The following is a 14,195-nucleotide window of genomic DNA, read 5'->3' as shown; positions in this document are numbered from 1 at the left end:
GATTTTATTTGTTGAGCACGATGCGGTGCCAGTCTGCTGGAATATGAAAAGTAATGGTGTCACTCAGCGCATGCGGTGCACTGGCGGAGAGTGTCGGTTGGCGCTGAGGGGCGCCGTCGTAGCGAGCAAAGGCGATCCGAATTTCGGTGCCCGGCGCAAAGCTCTCGAGCCCGAGTACGCTGGGCGGGATTTGTAGGGCGGCCTGCCAGCCACCTTCGATCGGACTTGCTTGCGCATCAAAGCCGATCGGGCTGACGAGCCAGTGGTCGATCGGCTTCCATTCGCCGCTGCTGGGGTCGTTGCCCGGCACATTTGGTTTGTGCGCATGGAAGCGTGTGTTCGCGGGCGTGATGTGGAGCTCAAAGTAGTCTTCGTGTCCTTCGATTTGTAGGAAGACTTCAAATACGTCGCCGAGCTCCCACATATGCTGATTGTCGGCGTCGGAGCTGGTGTAGATTTGTTCGTCCTCGAGTTTGGCATGCACGAGCAGTGCGTGCGGTGTCCACTGCAGTTCGACGGAGCCCTGGCGGAATTGGCTTTCGTTTTCTTCAAACCAAGGCTGTGCCAGTTCGAAGCGTTCGACATGTTTGGCGGGCAGTAAGAGAGTGCTCGTGGTGGCGGGGGATGAATCTGTCATCGTCTTTGTGCAGGCTGTGAAAAGTGAGCAAGCGCTGAGCGCTATTAAGGAGCATAGCGGGCGTTTCATTTGGCTCATGAGGATTTTTCGGTTAGGTGATTGTCAACGGTGCCGTCATCGTTTGCATCGCGTTGGATGGTCTTGAGACGGTGAAATAAGCGCTTGAGGTCGAGCGTGCCGCAGATGAGGAACCATACCGTGGTGATGGCACCCGCGATGCCGGTAAAGATTAGATTGAAATACCACCAGTTGGCCCACCAATCTTCCGACCATTTGTCAAACAGTTGCCAGATGCAGATGATGACGAATGACAGGAAGAAGAAGGCCACCCAGGCCAGTTGCAGCACGTAGACGAATTTGTCGCTCTTAGTGAATTCTTTGGTAAAGCCCAGCGCCGCTAAGCCTGTGCGTGGGGGCGCTACGTGGTCGGGCCCTTCTGGATCCACGCCGGAGAATTTTCCGCGGTGTAGCAACTCGTCCATCTCGATCTCAGGATCCGGGGCCATCAGAGATACAATAATGTAGGCTGCGATCGCAGTCAGCGAAGACAAGAAGCCGAGTTGCATACCATTGAGCCAAAAAGTTTCCGGTAGGTTGGTGATCCATTCCGTGCCCGCGTAGCTTTCCTTGATAGAGGGCAGGACTTTGGGCCAGAGCACATTGTTGATCAACACGCCACTCACTGCCAGTGAGGAGCCAGTGATCATTGCAGCCCAGGCGCCCGAGGTGGTGCCGCGCTTCCAGTAGAGCGCGCCGATTAGCACTGCGCCGCCGCCGCCGAGGAAGATTGCGCCCGTGACTTGGAAATACATTAGGATGAATTCCTTGAGTGGGAATAGCATGCTGAAGCACCAGCCAAAGATGGCGACTCCGATGATGGAGCGCTTGAGCCAGCGTAAGTGCAGTTCTGGTGTTAAGCGGTCTTGGTGGCCTCGTAAACTGCGCCACGGCATCAATACATCTTGGATGAAAATGCTGCCCCAAGAGTGGAGGTAAGTGGTGTCTGTGCTCACGGCGGCCATGATCATGACCGAAGCAAATAAGCCCATGATGCCGACCGGTAATACATTTGAAAGCGCGACAGTGGTGGTCAATTGCTTGGCCAGTTGAGGGTCGCCCAAGCCATCTAAGGTCGCTTGAGTGGCTAGTGTGGCAGCTTCGTGAATCGGCGCATTCATCAGCACGTAGGCGCAGATCGCGGCGAGTGGGATGAGCAAATAAGTAACCCCGGAGCGGAATTGGGCCAGGATGCCGGCCATTTTGGCTTCGTGTGGATTAATGGCAGAGCTATTATAGCCCTGTGTGCCTTGCCACACCATGAAGTTGTAAATCGTGATGAAGAGCATCATCATGAAGAAGCCGATATTAAAGTCGGGCAGGCGACCGATATCGAAAGGATTGAGCTTCGACTGTCCCTCGGGTGCTTGTTTAAGAGTTTCTACAATCACCTCCCAAGGGAAGAGCACCAGCATGGTGACCAGAAGCGCGAGGAAGATGATATTGCTCAACTGACCTTGAATAAAGTCGGTCACCATCACGGAAATTTGTCCGCCACTTAAGGCGATCATCACTGCAAACAGCAGTTCGATGGCCATGACCACTCCCAGGGTTAGGTTTAAGCTCAAGCCGAGCCCCGGCACATCGAACGTGTGCACCGGCAGGTCCAGGAAGTAGATGAAGAAGCGCGCAGTCACTGCAGGGAAGATCCCGAAGTTTAAGATACCGCTGATCCAGCAAAGTGAACCAGAGAAGACGCGAAACTTGCGGCTGTAGCGCTTTTCCATCAGCTGCGCCAATGTCATGGAGCGAGTTTCTCGGTAGCGGTAGATGATCCAGCCAGAGAGCGCGAGGATCAGTCCGAGTGGCGCCATCATTTGCCCCCAGAAGCCTGCCGAGAAGCCTGCCTGATAGACCTGTTCCCATTGCGCGACGATGGTGATAGCTCCGAGTCCCGACATGCCAGAGGCCAAAGTGAGTAAGTAGCGCCCGGCGCAGCGATTGGCTGACAAGAAGTCGGCGACGCTGCGGGTATAGCGACGGGTATAAATGGCAGCGCCGACCACTACGGCGAGGATGACGCCTACGATACCGAGGTCGATTGCACTTAAGTTAGTCAGGGCTAAAGGTAACATTGCTAACATGTTGCCTTTGAGCCCCCTGTAAGCGCAAATCTTATACTGTTGCAAATAGGGCTCTGGCGTTGTGGCGCTGCTGTATCGTGAGCGATTACTTAGATCGTCGCTTGACTCGATTGCTCTAGGTCGTCGCAGTTGTGGGCTTAAACCTGATCTTGATTATGGCCTTTATTCAATGTGACTTCGCCTCCGAAACTTTAAGCATGGGTGTCAGCGTGAATGTGTTGCTGCCTCAAACGGCAAACAAGCAGTTGCACTCCACTTTGTGGCTCTTACACGGGCGCACCGATGATCATAGCGCATGGATGCGACAAACAGCGATCGAGCGCTATGCTGCCGAGCATAGTCTGGCTGTAGTCATGCCTGCAGCAGGGCTGAGCTACTATCAAAATATGCACGAAGGCCTGCGCTACGCGGACTATATAGATCATGAGCTGCCACAAGTCATGCGCTCGTTCTTTCCTTTGTCCGAGGCCCGCGAGGATAACTTTATTGCAGGCCTTTCGATGGGGGGCTATGGTGCCATGCGCAGTGCGCTGCGTTACCCCGAGCGTTATGCAGCGGCAGCCAGCCTTTCGGGCTCGCTGGATGCGGCGGCTTTCTCTAGTTCTACAGAGCCTGAGAGAATTAGCTGGATGCGCTGGGTGTTTGGCGAGGCGTATAAAAATTTACGCGGCACTGATGTGGATTTGTTGACGCAATTGCAGCGTGCCAAGCAAGCAGGCGTCGATCTGCCACGCTTGTTTGCTTGTTGTGGATACGATGACTTTATACTAGAGCAAAGCCGCGCCTTTGCCCGGCAGTGCTCAGAGAACGAAATTCCACTCAAGTATGTGGAGGGTCCGGGTGACCACGAATGGTCCTATTGGGACCGTATGATTCGTGAAGTGCTGGACTGGTTGCCACGCACGGCTAGCTAGTCGCTTATAGCTCCTGCAGCGACATTCCATGGTAGGGCGTGAGTTCAAGGCCCTGCCGCGCGTAAGCTGCGATGAGACTTGCCTGTAGTTCTTGGTAGCTTTGGCCCTGCATCAGTTGCGTCAGGGCCCTTTGCGAGTTTGCAGCATGATTGCGATCCTGTTGCCATGACTCGATATAGCGACGCAAATGTTGGCCGCTGACATCATCGCTTAGGTGTAAGAAGTAATAGGTTAGCAGAAATGCGGATACGTAATACTGCTCATTGGAAGAGGCCGAGGCTTCAAAGTTTTGGTTCCATTCATCGCGCGTGATGGTCATCAAATGCTCGATGTCTGTAATCCAATAGTGGTTTTCGCTGCAGCGGCGGAGGTGTTTTTCCGCTCGGAAGTGCATGTCTTGAAATTGAAAAGTGCCATCCTGACAGGGGACCGACTCCATATAGACCGCCATGCCTTCGATTAGCCAAGTTGGTAATATCTCCAACCAGTCGTGTTGTAATTGATGGATGACCTCGTGCGTAATAATGCCTAAGTTTTCGATGGATTGTATGCTTCCGTCGGCCGATTGTTTGATACCCAAGCTATCGATGTGAACGAGTGCCTCTCGGCTGTCAGAGAGGTAGACGCCGCCCGAGCCCATGATGCCCCCGTGCTGGATATAATGGTGTGCGCGCTCGATCAATTTCACGCGATGGCGTTCGCCGCTAGTAGTATAGCCGAATCCAAGTGGTAGTTGCTGGTAGCTGGCATAGCTAGCTTCCAAAACGCGCAGCACATCGCAGAGCGCAGGTATAGACAAGGGATGATCCGAAATGAGTTCGAAGTGGTTGCTGCGATAGAGACTGCCCCCGGGGCCTGGAGCTTGCTGGACGATTTCGACGTATATGTCTGAGGCGTAGCTGACGGATTTAGGCCATTGCGACGATGACAATAATTGCGGCGCTTGCGGCACTTGCGGCGCTTGCGGCACTTGCGGCGCTTGCGCTTGTCCTGCCGTGAGCTGACTTGTCAGTGAAACCTGTCCAAATAGTAAGGTGAGTATTAGGCAGTAGAGTGGATGAGGGTCGCTGGTCATTGAATATGATCAACAACCTAGCGGTTTTAGTGCCAGATACTCATTTCACACATTTTTTATATACGGTTCACGCGACCGCTGACGGCCTAGAAGTATGTGCTGACTTGTTTTTGTACGTCTTGTTTGAAGTCTTCTAGGAAGCTCAAAATGTAGGCTTCGGGGGAGAGGCTGTCGTCTTCAATTAGAGGAGTCAGGTCGACTCCGAAGGCGACGCTCTGAGAGGCGTCGATGGAGTGGCTGTCGAAGAAGGTGGCGTTGGCACGGCGTCGTCCTTCGACCGCCAGATCGTAGCGCTTGCCGCCGCTGATTTGAGATACGAAGAGGCCGTTTAATTGAGCGGCGAGTTCGGTGCGTGCGCTGAGGTCCATGATGAGCTTCTTGTCATCGGGCAACCAGTCGAGGTTGCGCCAAACTTCGCAGCCGATTAATTGCTTGGGGCGCAGCTCTTGTGGCAGGCGGCGGATGGCTTTGATTAAAGAGGCCGCCACGGCGATGTGAGTGCTGTGTTTGTCTGCTAAGTTGTGGGTGTAAACGACTTCGGGCTGTGCGGCGCTGAGGATTTTTACCAGATCGTTTTCGATGTCGTGGTTGTCGGGATCTTTGATGCCGGCACTCGATAGGTGGAGTTGTGCCATGAAGCTATATTGCCCGACGCGTGCGGCCTCGCGTTGTTCTTCGGCGCGAATGGCCTGCATCTCTTCGTCGGTCACGTGGGCAAACTCACCCGTGCGCGCGCTGCCGGCACCATTGGTGCAAGTGACCCCGCCGAACCATTGGTCGTTCTTTTCGTAGCATTCAATGATGCCGTGCATGGCCATAAACTCCAAGTCGTCTTGGTGAGCGCCGACACCGAGGTGCGTGGTGCGGGCGAGTGCGTCGTCGTTGGCGTCGGGGATGTAGAGATCGGATCCTTGCTGGGAGAACTGTAGCTTCATGTCTGCTTGCGATATTTGGGTGGTTTTTTTATGTGAAGGGCGCGGCCGGCCTAGTCGATTTTGGGTAAAGTGGCCGCTGCAATGGCTTGGCCGTGGCGCTTGGTCTTTTCGTCGGGTGTTTGAAATTGGAGCGTCTTGGACAGCTCGGGGAATTCGAGGTCCAGCACGCGGCGTGCTTCTTGCATAATGATGTCGCCGCCCTGCCCGGAACTGACGCGTCCGAGGAAAAGTAGGTGGCGGAAACTGTAAAAATCGGCAAAGTGCGCGATGGTATAGCCGAAATAGATGCCAATGCTTTGATAGATGGCGAGGGCGCGCTCGTCGCCTGCAGTCATTTTAGTTTGCACTACTTCGAGCTGCTCGGGCAGGCCTAGATCTGGGCTGACAGTGATGCCGGAGAGTGGTAGCAGACGACCGACTGCTTGCTGTGAGAAATACTGCACGCCACAGCCGTCGTCGCCGCTCCATTCATCGGTGGCCACGCCTTCGCGGTAATCGACGGGCACGAAGGCGAGCTCGTTGATCCAGCCGGTGACGGAGCCTTGTGGATTGATGTAACCCGCCGCGAGGCTGGTGCCCATGGAAATGCCGAGCACGGCGCTATCGTCGATCGCCATGGCGCCGGCCATCGCCGTGACGTCGCCATCGTTGGCCAGTTCGAAAGGGATGTCGTTCCATTCGGCCTTAAGCTCGTAGAAGAGTGGGCGAATAGACTCCTTGAAGTCTTTTGCGCTGATGCCACGGTAGAGCGAGCCGACGCGGGGCACGTTGTTGATATAAATGCCTGCGGCGCTGCCGCCGATGGCATCGACAGAGGGAAGGTGCGCTGCCGCGCGCTTGAGGCTGTCCTGAATGCCTGCGCGATGATAGGCGGGATCGCTCTCAAAGTAAGGGCTCCATTTAATCTCTTCAGAGAAGACAACTTCGCCATTGATCATGGCCGCGCATTTACGGTCGCTGCCGCCGAGGTCGAATCCTAGCCGATTGCCTTTGAGTGAACCGACTCCTCCGGTGGCGGGAGGGAGCGCTTCTTGTATTTCGGATGCATCAGCATTTTGGATACAGAAGTCTTGATCGAAACAGGTCTTGCCCATGAAATCGTAATCAAACTGTCGTGCGCCGTCAGCGGAATAAATTGCTTGCAGCTTCTCGACCACTTCGGGGGCGTTGCTGATGCGCACCTGTGAGCCTCCCCAGGCCCAGAGTAGAAATTTGACGGTGCGCTCGCAGTATTTAAGTGTGTCGGCTGCATGCGCTTCGGTGGCGGGCAGCAGGGTCGTTGTGTAGACCCAGGTGTGTCCTTCCGGGCGGTCGATTGCGATGCGCACTGGGCGGCTATCGGCTGCTGCGTCGGCGGCCTTTAAATAGGCGCGATTCCACAGCACCGCGGGTGCAAATTCTGGGTCGAGTGGCGGCTTACAAAGTGGATTGATTTCGATCATCGGATGGTTTTCTAGTGTGTGTAACGTTTGAAGCATTCGATGGCTTCGTATTCAGCGAGTCCCAGCGCATCGTAAACCTCGGCGGTGCCGCAGTTGATCTCGCGAGCGAGGTCCCAAGTGTTGCTGCTCTTCTTACTGGAGCGGCCAGGGCTTTGGCTGCGTTGTGTCTGGTGTTGGTAGATGCCTTGAATCTTATTTTCGAATTCATCGGGCGAGAGGGGCACAGCCATATCGATTTCGTGTGCTTCCCACTCATCGGCCGGTCCCTTGTAAAGCCAGACATTGCAGTCCTTAAACCATTCGGTATCGGCGCATTGCTTGAGCGCTGCACGCAGAATTTCAAAACACAAGGCAGGCACAGAGAGTGGATCGTGTCCAAAGCCAGTTGCGAAGATTTGGTGTGGTTGCACTTTGTTGAGCAATTCGCACATTTTGTTGACGTCTGCCTCGCTCGCGACGAAGCGGCGGTAGCGGCCTTGCTCATAGAAGGGCAGGTCCATGAAGTGTAGGTTGTCGGTGTCGATACTTAAAGTGCGAGCCGAAGAGCGCGCTTCGCTGCGGCGAATGAGCCCCTTCAATTGACGTATCTCGCTGGTGTCGGCTCCGAAGCTTCCTTTCTCATTCAGCTGCGTTTCCACGGTGGTGGCGTAACTCAGATCGGCTTCGCCTATGCGGTCTGTGCCGAGTTCAATCATCAGCTCAATGGCACTGCGGACCTCTGTATCGGGCACCGCTAAGTTACCTGAAGTTTGGTATGCGATGGTAACTTGATTGCCGTGTTGTTTGAGGCGATTAATAGTGCCGCCCAGGCAGTAAACATCGTCGAGAGGCTCGGGACTTAAGATCAAAGAACGCTTGGGATACGGAGTCGCGCGTTCGGGGCGGTGGCTGTCGTCGGCGTTGGGTTTGCCACCCGGCCAGCCAGTAATGGTGTGTTGGGTGACGTTAAAGAGACGGATATTTAAATCGTAAGCGGGGCCTTGTTCGACCAGTAGGTCGGACATGCCGTTTTCAGTATAGTCTTCGTCGACGAGTTTGAGCAGTGATTTGCCAGTCTTTTGGGCCAGCCAGAGCACCGCTTTGCGAGTCGTCTCTTCGGTCCATTCGATGCGGCCGACCAGCCAAGGGTGGCATTGACGCGTAAGTTGGCTCGCGGCGGAGCGATCGATGCAAAAGGTACAGTTATCGTGTTGTTGCAGGAAGGTGGCTGGAATGGTTTCGGTCTGCTCACCTTCGACGGTTTGCGCCATAATGGAGGCTTTGCCTTCGCCCCATGCCAGTAAGAATAGCTGGTGGGCGGCTAAGATCGTGCCGACGCCCATGGTGATGGCGTGACGTGGCACATTTTCTTCGCCCAGGAAGTCGCGTGCGGCGTCGCGGCGGGTTAAATTATCGAGCGTGACTAAGCGGGTCAAAGTTTCGGGGCCGGAACCCGGCTCATTAAAACCGATGTGGCCCGTGCGTCCGATGCCGAGGATTTGGATATCGATGCCGCCAGCGTCGGCGATGGCGGCTTCATACTCTTTGCAGGATTGGAACACTGCGTCGCGATCGACGAGGCCGTCGGGCACATGAGTGTTCTCCGGCTTGAGGTCGACATGGTCGAAGAGCTGGTCTTGCATGAACTTGCGGTAGCTCTCAGGATGATCGCCGGCTAGGCCGTAATATTCATCTAAGTTAAAGGTGATCACATTGGCAAAAGAGAGCCCCTCCTGTTGGTGGCGGCGAATCAGTTCGCGATAGAGACGCACTGGAGTGGAGCCAGTCGCAAGCCCCAGCACGGTCGGCTTGCCTGCGGCGTTGCGCTCGTTGATCAGGTCGGTGATCGCGTTGGCGACCGTCTGGCAGGCCGCGTCTGCATTTTCGTAGATTTGGGTGGGGATGCGTTCGAGTTGGGTGAGTTCAGATACAAGCTGTGTCATGGGGCTATAGTATGATTTTTATTATTTAAAATACTTGCTTAAATCGGAGTAATTTTTGACTATTTCGGCGATGGCCTTTATTGGACAGATTTCGGATGTATTCCCGTCACAAATTAGTGATCCCAAAAATTACTACGAAGGGACGGATCTGCCGAACCGCATCATTTGCAGCAATGTGATCGTGTTTGAGCGATTGACTTGGAAATCCTTACAGCAACAGCATGTGGCCAATCGTATGCACCACCGCTATGTGTTGATGCGGGTCTTAAAGAGCTCGGGTATAGTGAGTGTGGATGGACAAAATTATCAACTCGATGTGGGAGATGCCTTGTTAGTGACGCCGTACCAATTCCACCACTATATTGAGATCGAGTCGGATCCCTTACGCTGGTTATTCATCACCTTTGAATTAGAGCAAGGACAGCCCGCCTTGGCTGATTTGAGTTACCGTCGTCTGCAGCCTGATTTGCAAACGCATCAGTTGTGGGGGGAAGTCGCCAATTTATGGTCAAGTGAGCAGGGCGCCAGTCGGGTCGAATTAATTCCTACTTTAGATCGTTTATTGGCTCGTCTACATGTGACTACGTTGCGCTTGCCTCAGCAGGAGTTGGAGGGGGCGACGACGGGCCATGGCTGGATTGCGCAGGTCGAGTCCTTGATCAAACGTTCCGTTCGAGAGGGGTGGACCTTTGAAGAAGTCGCCCAGCGCGCAGGTTTTTCGGAGCGTCATTTACGTGAACGCTTCGAGCGGCAGATGGGGCTTTCACTGCGTGCGTATCGTAGTCAATATCAGTTTCAAACCGCGATTTCCCTGATGCGTGATGCGAAATGCAGTTTGGCAGATGTGGCGGAGTTGAGTGGTTTCAATTCGCAGCCAGTATTTACCCGTTTCATTCGACGCATGGCAGGCCGGACACCACGTGAGCTGTGTCGACAGGTGCGTGAAGGTCGCTATGAGCAGAGCACTGAATTGAGTTAATTCTAGTCGGAAATGTATCGCCATTCGGCAAATGATTGCTCATTCTTTCTGCGTATTAGGAGGTTATTATGCTGCACCAACAATTACGGAAATCTTGTCATAGTCTACTGGACGAGGGGGTGGAGCGCTTAGATTTGCCCGTTGGGATTGTGAGTCATATTTACAACGGTCTTTATAAAGTCATTGCAATCAATAGTGAGATGGGAGAACTGGTGGATAACGCGATCTTTCCACTGGAGAAGACCTATTGCCGGGCAGTCTACGAGTCTCAAGAAACGCTAGCGATTACGAGTATCGATGGCATCGCTGGTATGCGTTTGCACCCACTGTATTTAGAGCTTCCACTGGAAGCATACCTTGGCACACCTATCATGCATAAGGGACGCGTGTGGGGCACGGTCAATTTTAGTTCCTCTAAATTACATGCCGCGTTTACAGATCGGGATCGTGCGCTTGTCGAAGCTTATGCAGCAACCGTAAGTGAATGGCTGGCAGCGATGGATGCTCCAAAACTTGGAGATACCGGTGACACATTTGCCCCTTTCGGCCCTAGAGATTCCTAGGTGTTTTTAGATTGGTGAATTTCCTGTGGAGACTCTGTGGACACCGCACTGAAGGAGGCTGACTCATTTATTGTGGGGCAACTTTATCTGTGTGTTTTGTGTGTGCATGCAGATGAGAGTGCATGAAGATTTACTTAATTCGAAAGACGCCTTAATCTTCTGGATTCGCACCATAGAGGCCCACGCCCAGCTCGCCTGCGATAAAGCGGATCGCCTTCATCGCTTTAATCGAATTGCCCGCTTGGTTGACGCGTGGTGAAAAGGCAGCAATTGCAAGTTTACCAGGGACGATGGCCACGATGCCTCCGCCGACTCCGGTCTTGGCCGGCAGGCCTGCGCTATACATCCATGCCCCCGACTCATCGTAAAAGCCTGCGGTGGCCATTAGTGCCAACAGTTCAGGCACATGCTTACGGTCGAGGACGAGTTTTCCGGTGAGAGGATGGGTGCCTGCATTCGCCAAAGTGGCGCCCATGATCGCGAGGTCTTGGGTACTGACTCCCACTGAGCATTGTTGGGTATAGACGCGCAAGGCTTCCTCGGGATCCGAATAGAGGCGATTATAATTATAGAGCAGATTGGCGATGCCACGATTACTCCATGCAGTCTCATATTCGGATTGATAGACTTCGTCCAATAAGGACAATTGCGTGCCGGCGAAATCTTCGAGATTCTCTTTGATTTGAGCCCAGCGGTCGCTTTCCGAATCGGCCTGAATGAGGCTTACGGCTGCGATCGCACCCGCGTTGACTAGGGGGTTGGCGGAGCGTTGCTCGTAGAGCTCTAACGCCATCTTAGAATTGAAGGGCAAGCCCGTGGGCTCGACGCCGATCTTATCCAATAGGGCTTGCGGGCCCATTTGTTGCATGACCAGGGCTGCAGTAAATGGCTTGGATACGGATTGTATTGAGAATTTGTAATCGATGTCCCCAGCGGAAAAGACTTGCCCGTCCTTAGTGGCAATCACGACGCCAAACAAATCACTGGGCACTGTGGCGAGGATCGGAATATAATCTGCGTTGGCACCTTCTTCTAGATCCTTGTATTTGGCGTAGGCAGCATCGACCACCTCTTGCAGTTCGAGTTGCTCGCTGACTTCCGAACTCGGGCGAGTTGTCTGTGTCGTGGCGGCAATTCCCTCGAACGCGAGACTGGTCTGTGCACTTAGTAGAGGCAGGAGGATGCATGCGCTCAATTGTTTCCAATATGACTTCCAATTGTGTGCTGGGCGAGGCGGCGTATTTGAGGGACATTTCATAGCCGCACTCAAACAAACTTGCTGCATGAGGCGAAGATAAAATTGGCACAAGAGCTCGTGCATCATTGGATGGCTGCCTAATCTTACGACTGGGCTTCTGTTATCAGCGTTTGAGCCATCGCTTTGGCCGTATCGATGATTTCAGGACCTCGGCCAGCTTGGGCGAGGACAATACTGCCTTCTAGCAACAATTGTAATTGGTCCGCGAGTTGTCTGGGCTCGCTGGCGCCGGCGAGTTCTGCGAGTTCGAATAGGAAATGGCCCATCGCTTCTTTCGACTCGCGGGCAATGAATGATAACTGAGGGGCGCAAACATTAAACTCATTGAGAGTCTTGATGAAGATACATCCAGAGAAGTTGAGGCTGGAAAACCAGTCTCGATACAGCTCGAAGCAAGCCAAGAGTTTGGCATCGCCGGTGGAGGGGGTGTTTAGAACTTCACTGCGCAGACGTTCCATCATCTTAGTGTGATGAGAGCGCAGCACTTCTTCGATCAGGCCCTCCTTAGAGCCGAAATGCTTATACAGTGTGCGCTTAGTGACGCCCGCTTCGGATGCTAAGAGGTCGACGCCCGTGGCATGAAAGCCATGCATTTCAAATAAGCGATTCGCCGCAGCGAGGATTTGATCTCTTTTTTCGATTAATTCCATTTTTTTTAACTTGTTTATTTAGAATGTGTTGTGGGGCGATGGCAGTGTTTTGTTCCAATTTATATAAAATCGTCGGAATAAATAATTACATCTCCGCTCCAATGTATACAGATCGGTATACTTCTGCTCTGATTTATAAAAATAGAAAAAAGAACACATATGAAATCATTCAAAAATCTCTTGCAACTTGCAGTCCTTTTAATCGCAACCGCGACAGTTAGTTTTGCCGCTAAAAGTCCGAGCCAACACGCACCCGCGGTCGGTGGTTACGACCTTGTGAGTTATCAACAAATGAGTGGTCCGGTGCATGGCTCTAAATCGCTGATGTCTAAGTATCACGGGAGCGTTTATATCTTCGCGAACGAGGCGAATCTCGCGATGTTTGAGGCAAACCCGGAAAAGTATCTACCCGCCTACGACGGCTACTGTGCATACGGCGTGGCGATTGGAAAGAAATTAGAAACCGACCCCACCGTATATGATGTGGTCGATGGTCAACTTTACTTAAATTATAACAGCGAAGTGAAAGTCAAGTGGGCCGCCGATAAGCAGGCTAATATTGAGAAAGCCGACGCTAATTGGTCGAAGCTCATGTAGCATGTTTGAGGTGAGCTAGATGCTTTGGATGATTCGTCCACCAAGCATCTTATAATTGGGTCATCATCTCGTCTATCGCAAGTGTAGTTGCGGTTGATGGGGTGGTGATTTTCTTTTTAACAGCGTGGCAACTGTTTAGAACCAACTAGCAGGATCCAGTTGATAGAAAGACTGCAATTCTTGGTAGAGCTCGGGCTGTTTCTTTTTTAGTTGGCGTGGTTTTTCAAAAAAGGTCTCCGTGGCGACCGCAAAATACTCGGCAGGATTGGTGGCGCCGTAGGGATCGAGTAGGGTCTTTTTACGGCGGCGGACCCGGTCGATGAATGTATTACAATGCTCGCCCAAGACGTTGGCCCAGGTCTGGTAGGCCTCTTGACTCGGCAGTAGAGGGACGCCGTCGGTATCACCATCGCGCGAGTCGAGTTGATGCGCAAATTCGTGGAAAGTGACGTTATGCCCGTCGTAGATATTTTCAGCTCCACGTCGGACCGAGTCCCACGCCAGTATAACGGTGCCATTGGCCCAGGACTCGCCTAAGCATTTGACCTCGCGGCTAAGGATGGTGCCGCCCGGGCCCACGGTTTCTGAAGTCGTGGTAAATGCGCTCGGATAGAGCAGCACGGTATTGAGCTCGGGGTAAGGGCGCTCCTCGTGGTTGAGAACCAGGATACATGCTTGTGCGGACACAGTTAGGATCATTTCATCGTCCAGTTCCAGTCCATTGCAGCCTTCGAAGAAAGTGCTGGCTACAAATTGACCCATTTTTTGATGCAGGCGTTCACGTAATTCCTGAGGAAGCTGGTTGTAGAGTGGCAGATTCGTTTGCAGGTAGGCGATCCACTCGTCCTTAAAAACGATTTCGGCTGGGGCGTCGGTGAAGAAGTCTTGGAGTTTTTCTAACAGGCTCATGAGAGCCAGACTGAATAAAACTTTGCCGCCCAATGCGAATTAAAAAGTCGTTCGTTTTAATGCCAGAACCCCGGTTCGAAGAACCGAGGCTTCTATGGTAATTATTTGGTCAAGTCATATTTTTGAGTTTTTTGTTTTTTTTTCATATATTCACTTTGGTGGCTTTCCGCATT

Annotated in this window: 13 protein-coding genes; 4 read left to right on the top strand and 9 right to left on the bottom strand. The window is 53.0% G+C overall.

Annotation, left to right across the window (positions count from 1 at the left end; all coding sequences use genetic code 11):
* Positions 1-4 precede the first annotated feature (4 nt).
* Entirely contained in the window at positions 5-637 is a 633-nt protein-coding gene (locus QEH52_RS14500) for a carbohydrate-binding family 9-like protein (RefSeq protein WP_308951394.1), read from the bottom strand.
* Positions 638-711: 74 nt separating this feature from the next.
* The gene (locus QEH52_RS14495) at positions 712-2,769 is read right to left on the bottom strand and encodes a sodium:solute symporter family protein (RefSeq protein ID WP_308951393.1); all 2,058 of its coding nucleotides are present in this window, start codon (positions 2,767-2,769) and stop codon (positions 712-714) included.
* A gap of 164 nt (positions 2,770-2,933) precedes the next feature.
* Here QEH52_RS14495 and QEH52_RS14490 point away from each other — a divergent pair, with 164 nt between their 5' ends.
* On the top strand, positions 2,934-3,692 hold the full coding sequence (locus QEH52_RS14490) for an alpha/beta hydrolase (RefSeq protein WP_308951391.1): 759 nt from the start codon (positions 2,934-2,936) through the stop codon (positions 3,690-3,692).
* A gap of 4 nt (positions 3,693-3,696) precedes the next feature.
* On the opposite strand, the gene QEH52_RS14485 is transcribed toward QEH52_RS14490, so the two are convergent.
* From QEH52_RS14485 to nagB, 4 genes are all read right to left on the bottom strand, one after another.
* A complete protein-coding gene (locus tag QEH52_RS14485; RefSeq protein WP_308951390.1) occupies positions 3,697-4,767 on the bottom strand; it encodes a hypothetical protein in 1,071 nt (356 codons plus the stop codon).
* Positions 4,768-4,853: 86 nt separating this feature from the next.
* Positions 4,854-5,702 (bottom strand): PIG-L deacetylase family protein, encoded by an 849-nt coding sequence (locus QEH52_RS14480; RefSeq protein WP_308951389.1) that lies wholly within the window; start codon positions 5,700-5,702, stop codon positions 4,854-4,856.
* A 50-nt stretch (positions 5,703-5,752) separates the two neighbouring features.
* Complete coding sequence (locus QEH52_RS14475; protein WP_308951387.1) at positions 5,753-7,180, bottom strand: hypothetical protein; 1,428 nt, start codon at positions 7,178-7,180, stop codon at positions 5,753-5,755.
* Positions 7,156-9,066 carry a glucosamine-6-phosphate deaminase gene (nagB, locus tag QEH52_RS14470; RefSeq protein ID WP_308951385.1) on the bottom strand — a complete coding sequence of 637 codons (1,911 nt, stop codon included), beginning with the start codon at positions 9,064-9,066 and terminating at the stop codon, positions 7,156-7,158. Before nagB ends, QEH52_RS14475 begins: the two co-directional genes overlap by 25 nt.
* 70 nt (positions 9,067-9,136) lie before the next feature.
* On the opposite strand from nagB, the gene QEH52_RS14465 reads away from it, so the two are divergent.
* Both QEH52_RS14465 and QEH52_RS14460 read left to right on the top strand, forming a co-directional pair.
* Positions 9,137-10,045 carry a helix-turn-helix transcriptional regulator gene (locus QEH52_RS14465; protein ID WP_308951384.1) on the top strand — a complete coding sequence of 303 codons (909 nt, stop codon included), beginning with the start codon at positions 9,137-9,139 and terminating at the stop codon, positions 10,043-10,045.
* Positions 10,046-10,113: 68 nt separating this feature from the next.
* Complete coding sequence (locus QEH52_RS14460) at positions 10,114-10,608, top strand: GAF domain-containing protein (RefSeq protein WP_308951382.1); 495 nt, start codon at positions 10,114-10,116, stop codon at positions 10,606-10,608.
* 151 nt (positions 10,609-10,759) lie between these two features.
* On the opposite strand, the gene glsA is transcribed toward QEH52_RS14460, so the two are convergent.
* Both glsA and QEH52_RS14450 read right to left on the bottom strand, forming a co-directional pair.
* Positions 10,760-11,866 (bottom strand): glutaminase A, encoded by a 1,107-nt coding sequence (gene glsA, locus QEH52_RS14455; protein ID WP_308951381.1) that lies wholly within the window; start codon positions 11,864-11,866, stop codon positions 10,760-10,762.
* A gap of 83 nt (positions 11,867-11,949) precedes the next feature.
* On the bottom strand, positions 11,950-12,516 hold the full coding sequence (locus QEH52_RS14450; protein ID WP_308951380.1) for a TetR/AcrR family transcriptional regulator: 567 nt from the start codon (positions 12,514-12,516) through the stop codon (positions 11,950-11,952).
* Between the two features lie 159 nt (positions 12,517-12,675).
* Between QEH52_RS14450 and QEH52_RS14445 the strand changes: the two genes are divergently transcribed.
* Positions 12,676-13,113, top strand: a complete 438-nt coding sequence (locus QEH52_RS14445; protein WP_308951378.1) for a YHS domain-containing (seleno)protein — start codon at positions 12,676-12,678, stop codon at positions 13,111-13,113.
* Between the two features lie 135 nt (positions 13,114-13,248).
* Here the strand turns inward: QEH52_RS14445 and QEH52_RS14440 are convergent, their stop codons facing one another.
* Positions 13,249-14,022, bottom strand: a complete 774-nt coding sequence (locus tag QEH52_RS14440; RefSeq protein ID WP_308951377.1) for a M90 family metallopeptidase — start codon at positions 14,020-14,022, stop codon at positions 13,249-13,251.
* Positions 14,023-14,195 lie beyond the last annotated feature (173 nt).

It is taken from the genome of Thalassobacterium maritimum (genome assembly GCF_031127805.1).
Taxonomy (GTDB): Bacteria; Verrucomicrobiota; Verrucomicrobiia; order Opitutales; family Coraliomargaritaceae; genus Thalassobacterium; species Thalassobacterium maritimum.
This window is presented reverse-complemented; position numbering and strand designations above follow the sequence as displayed.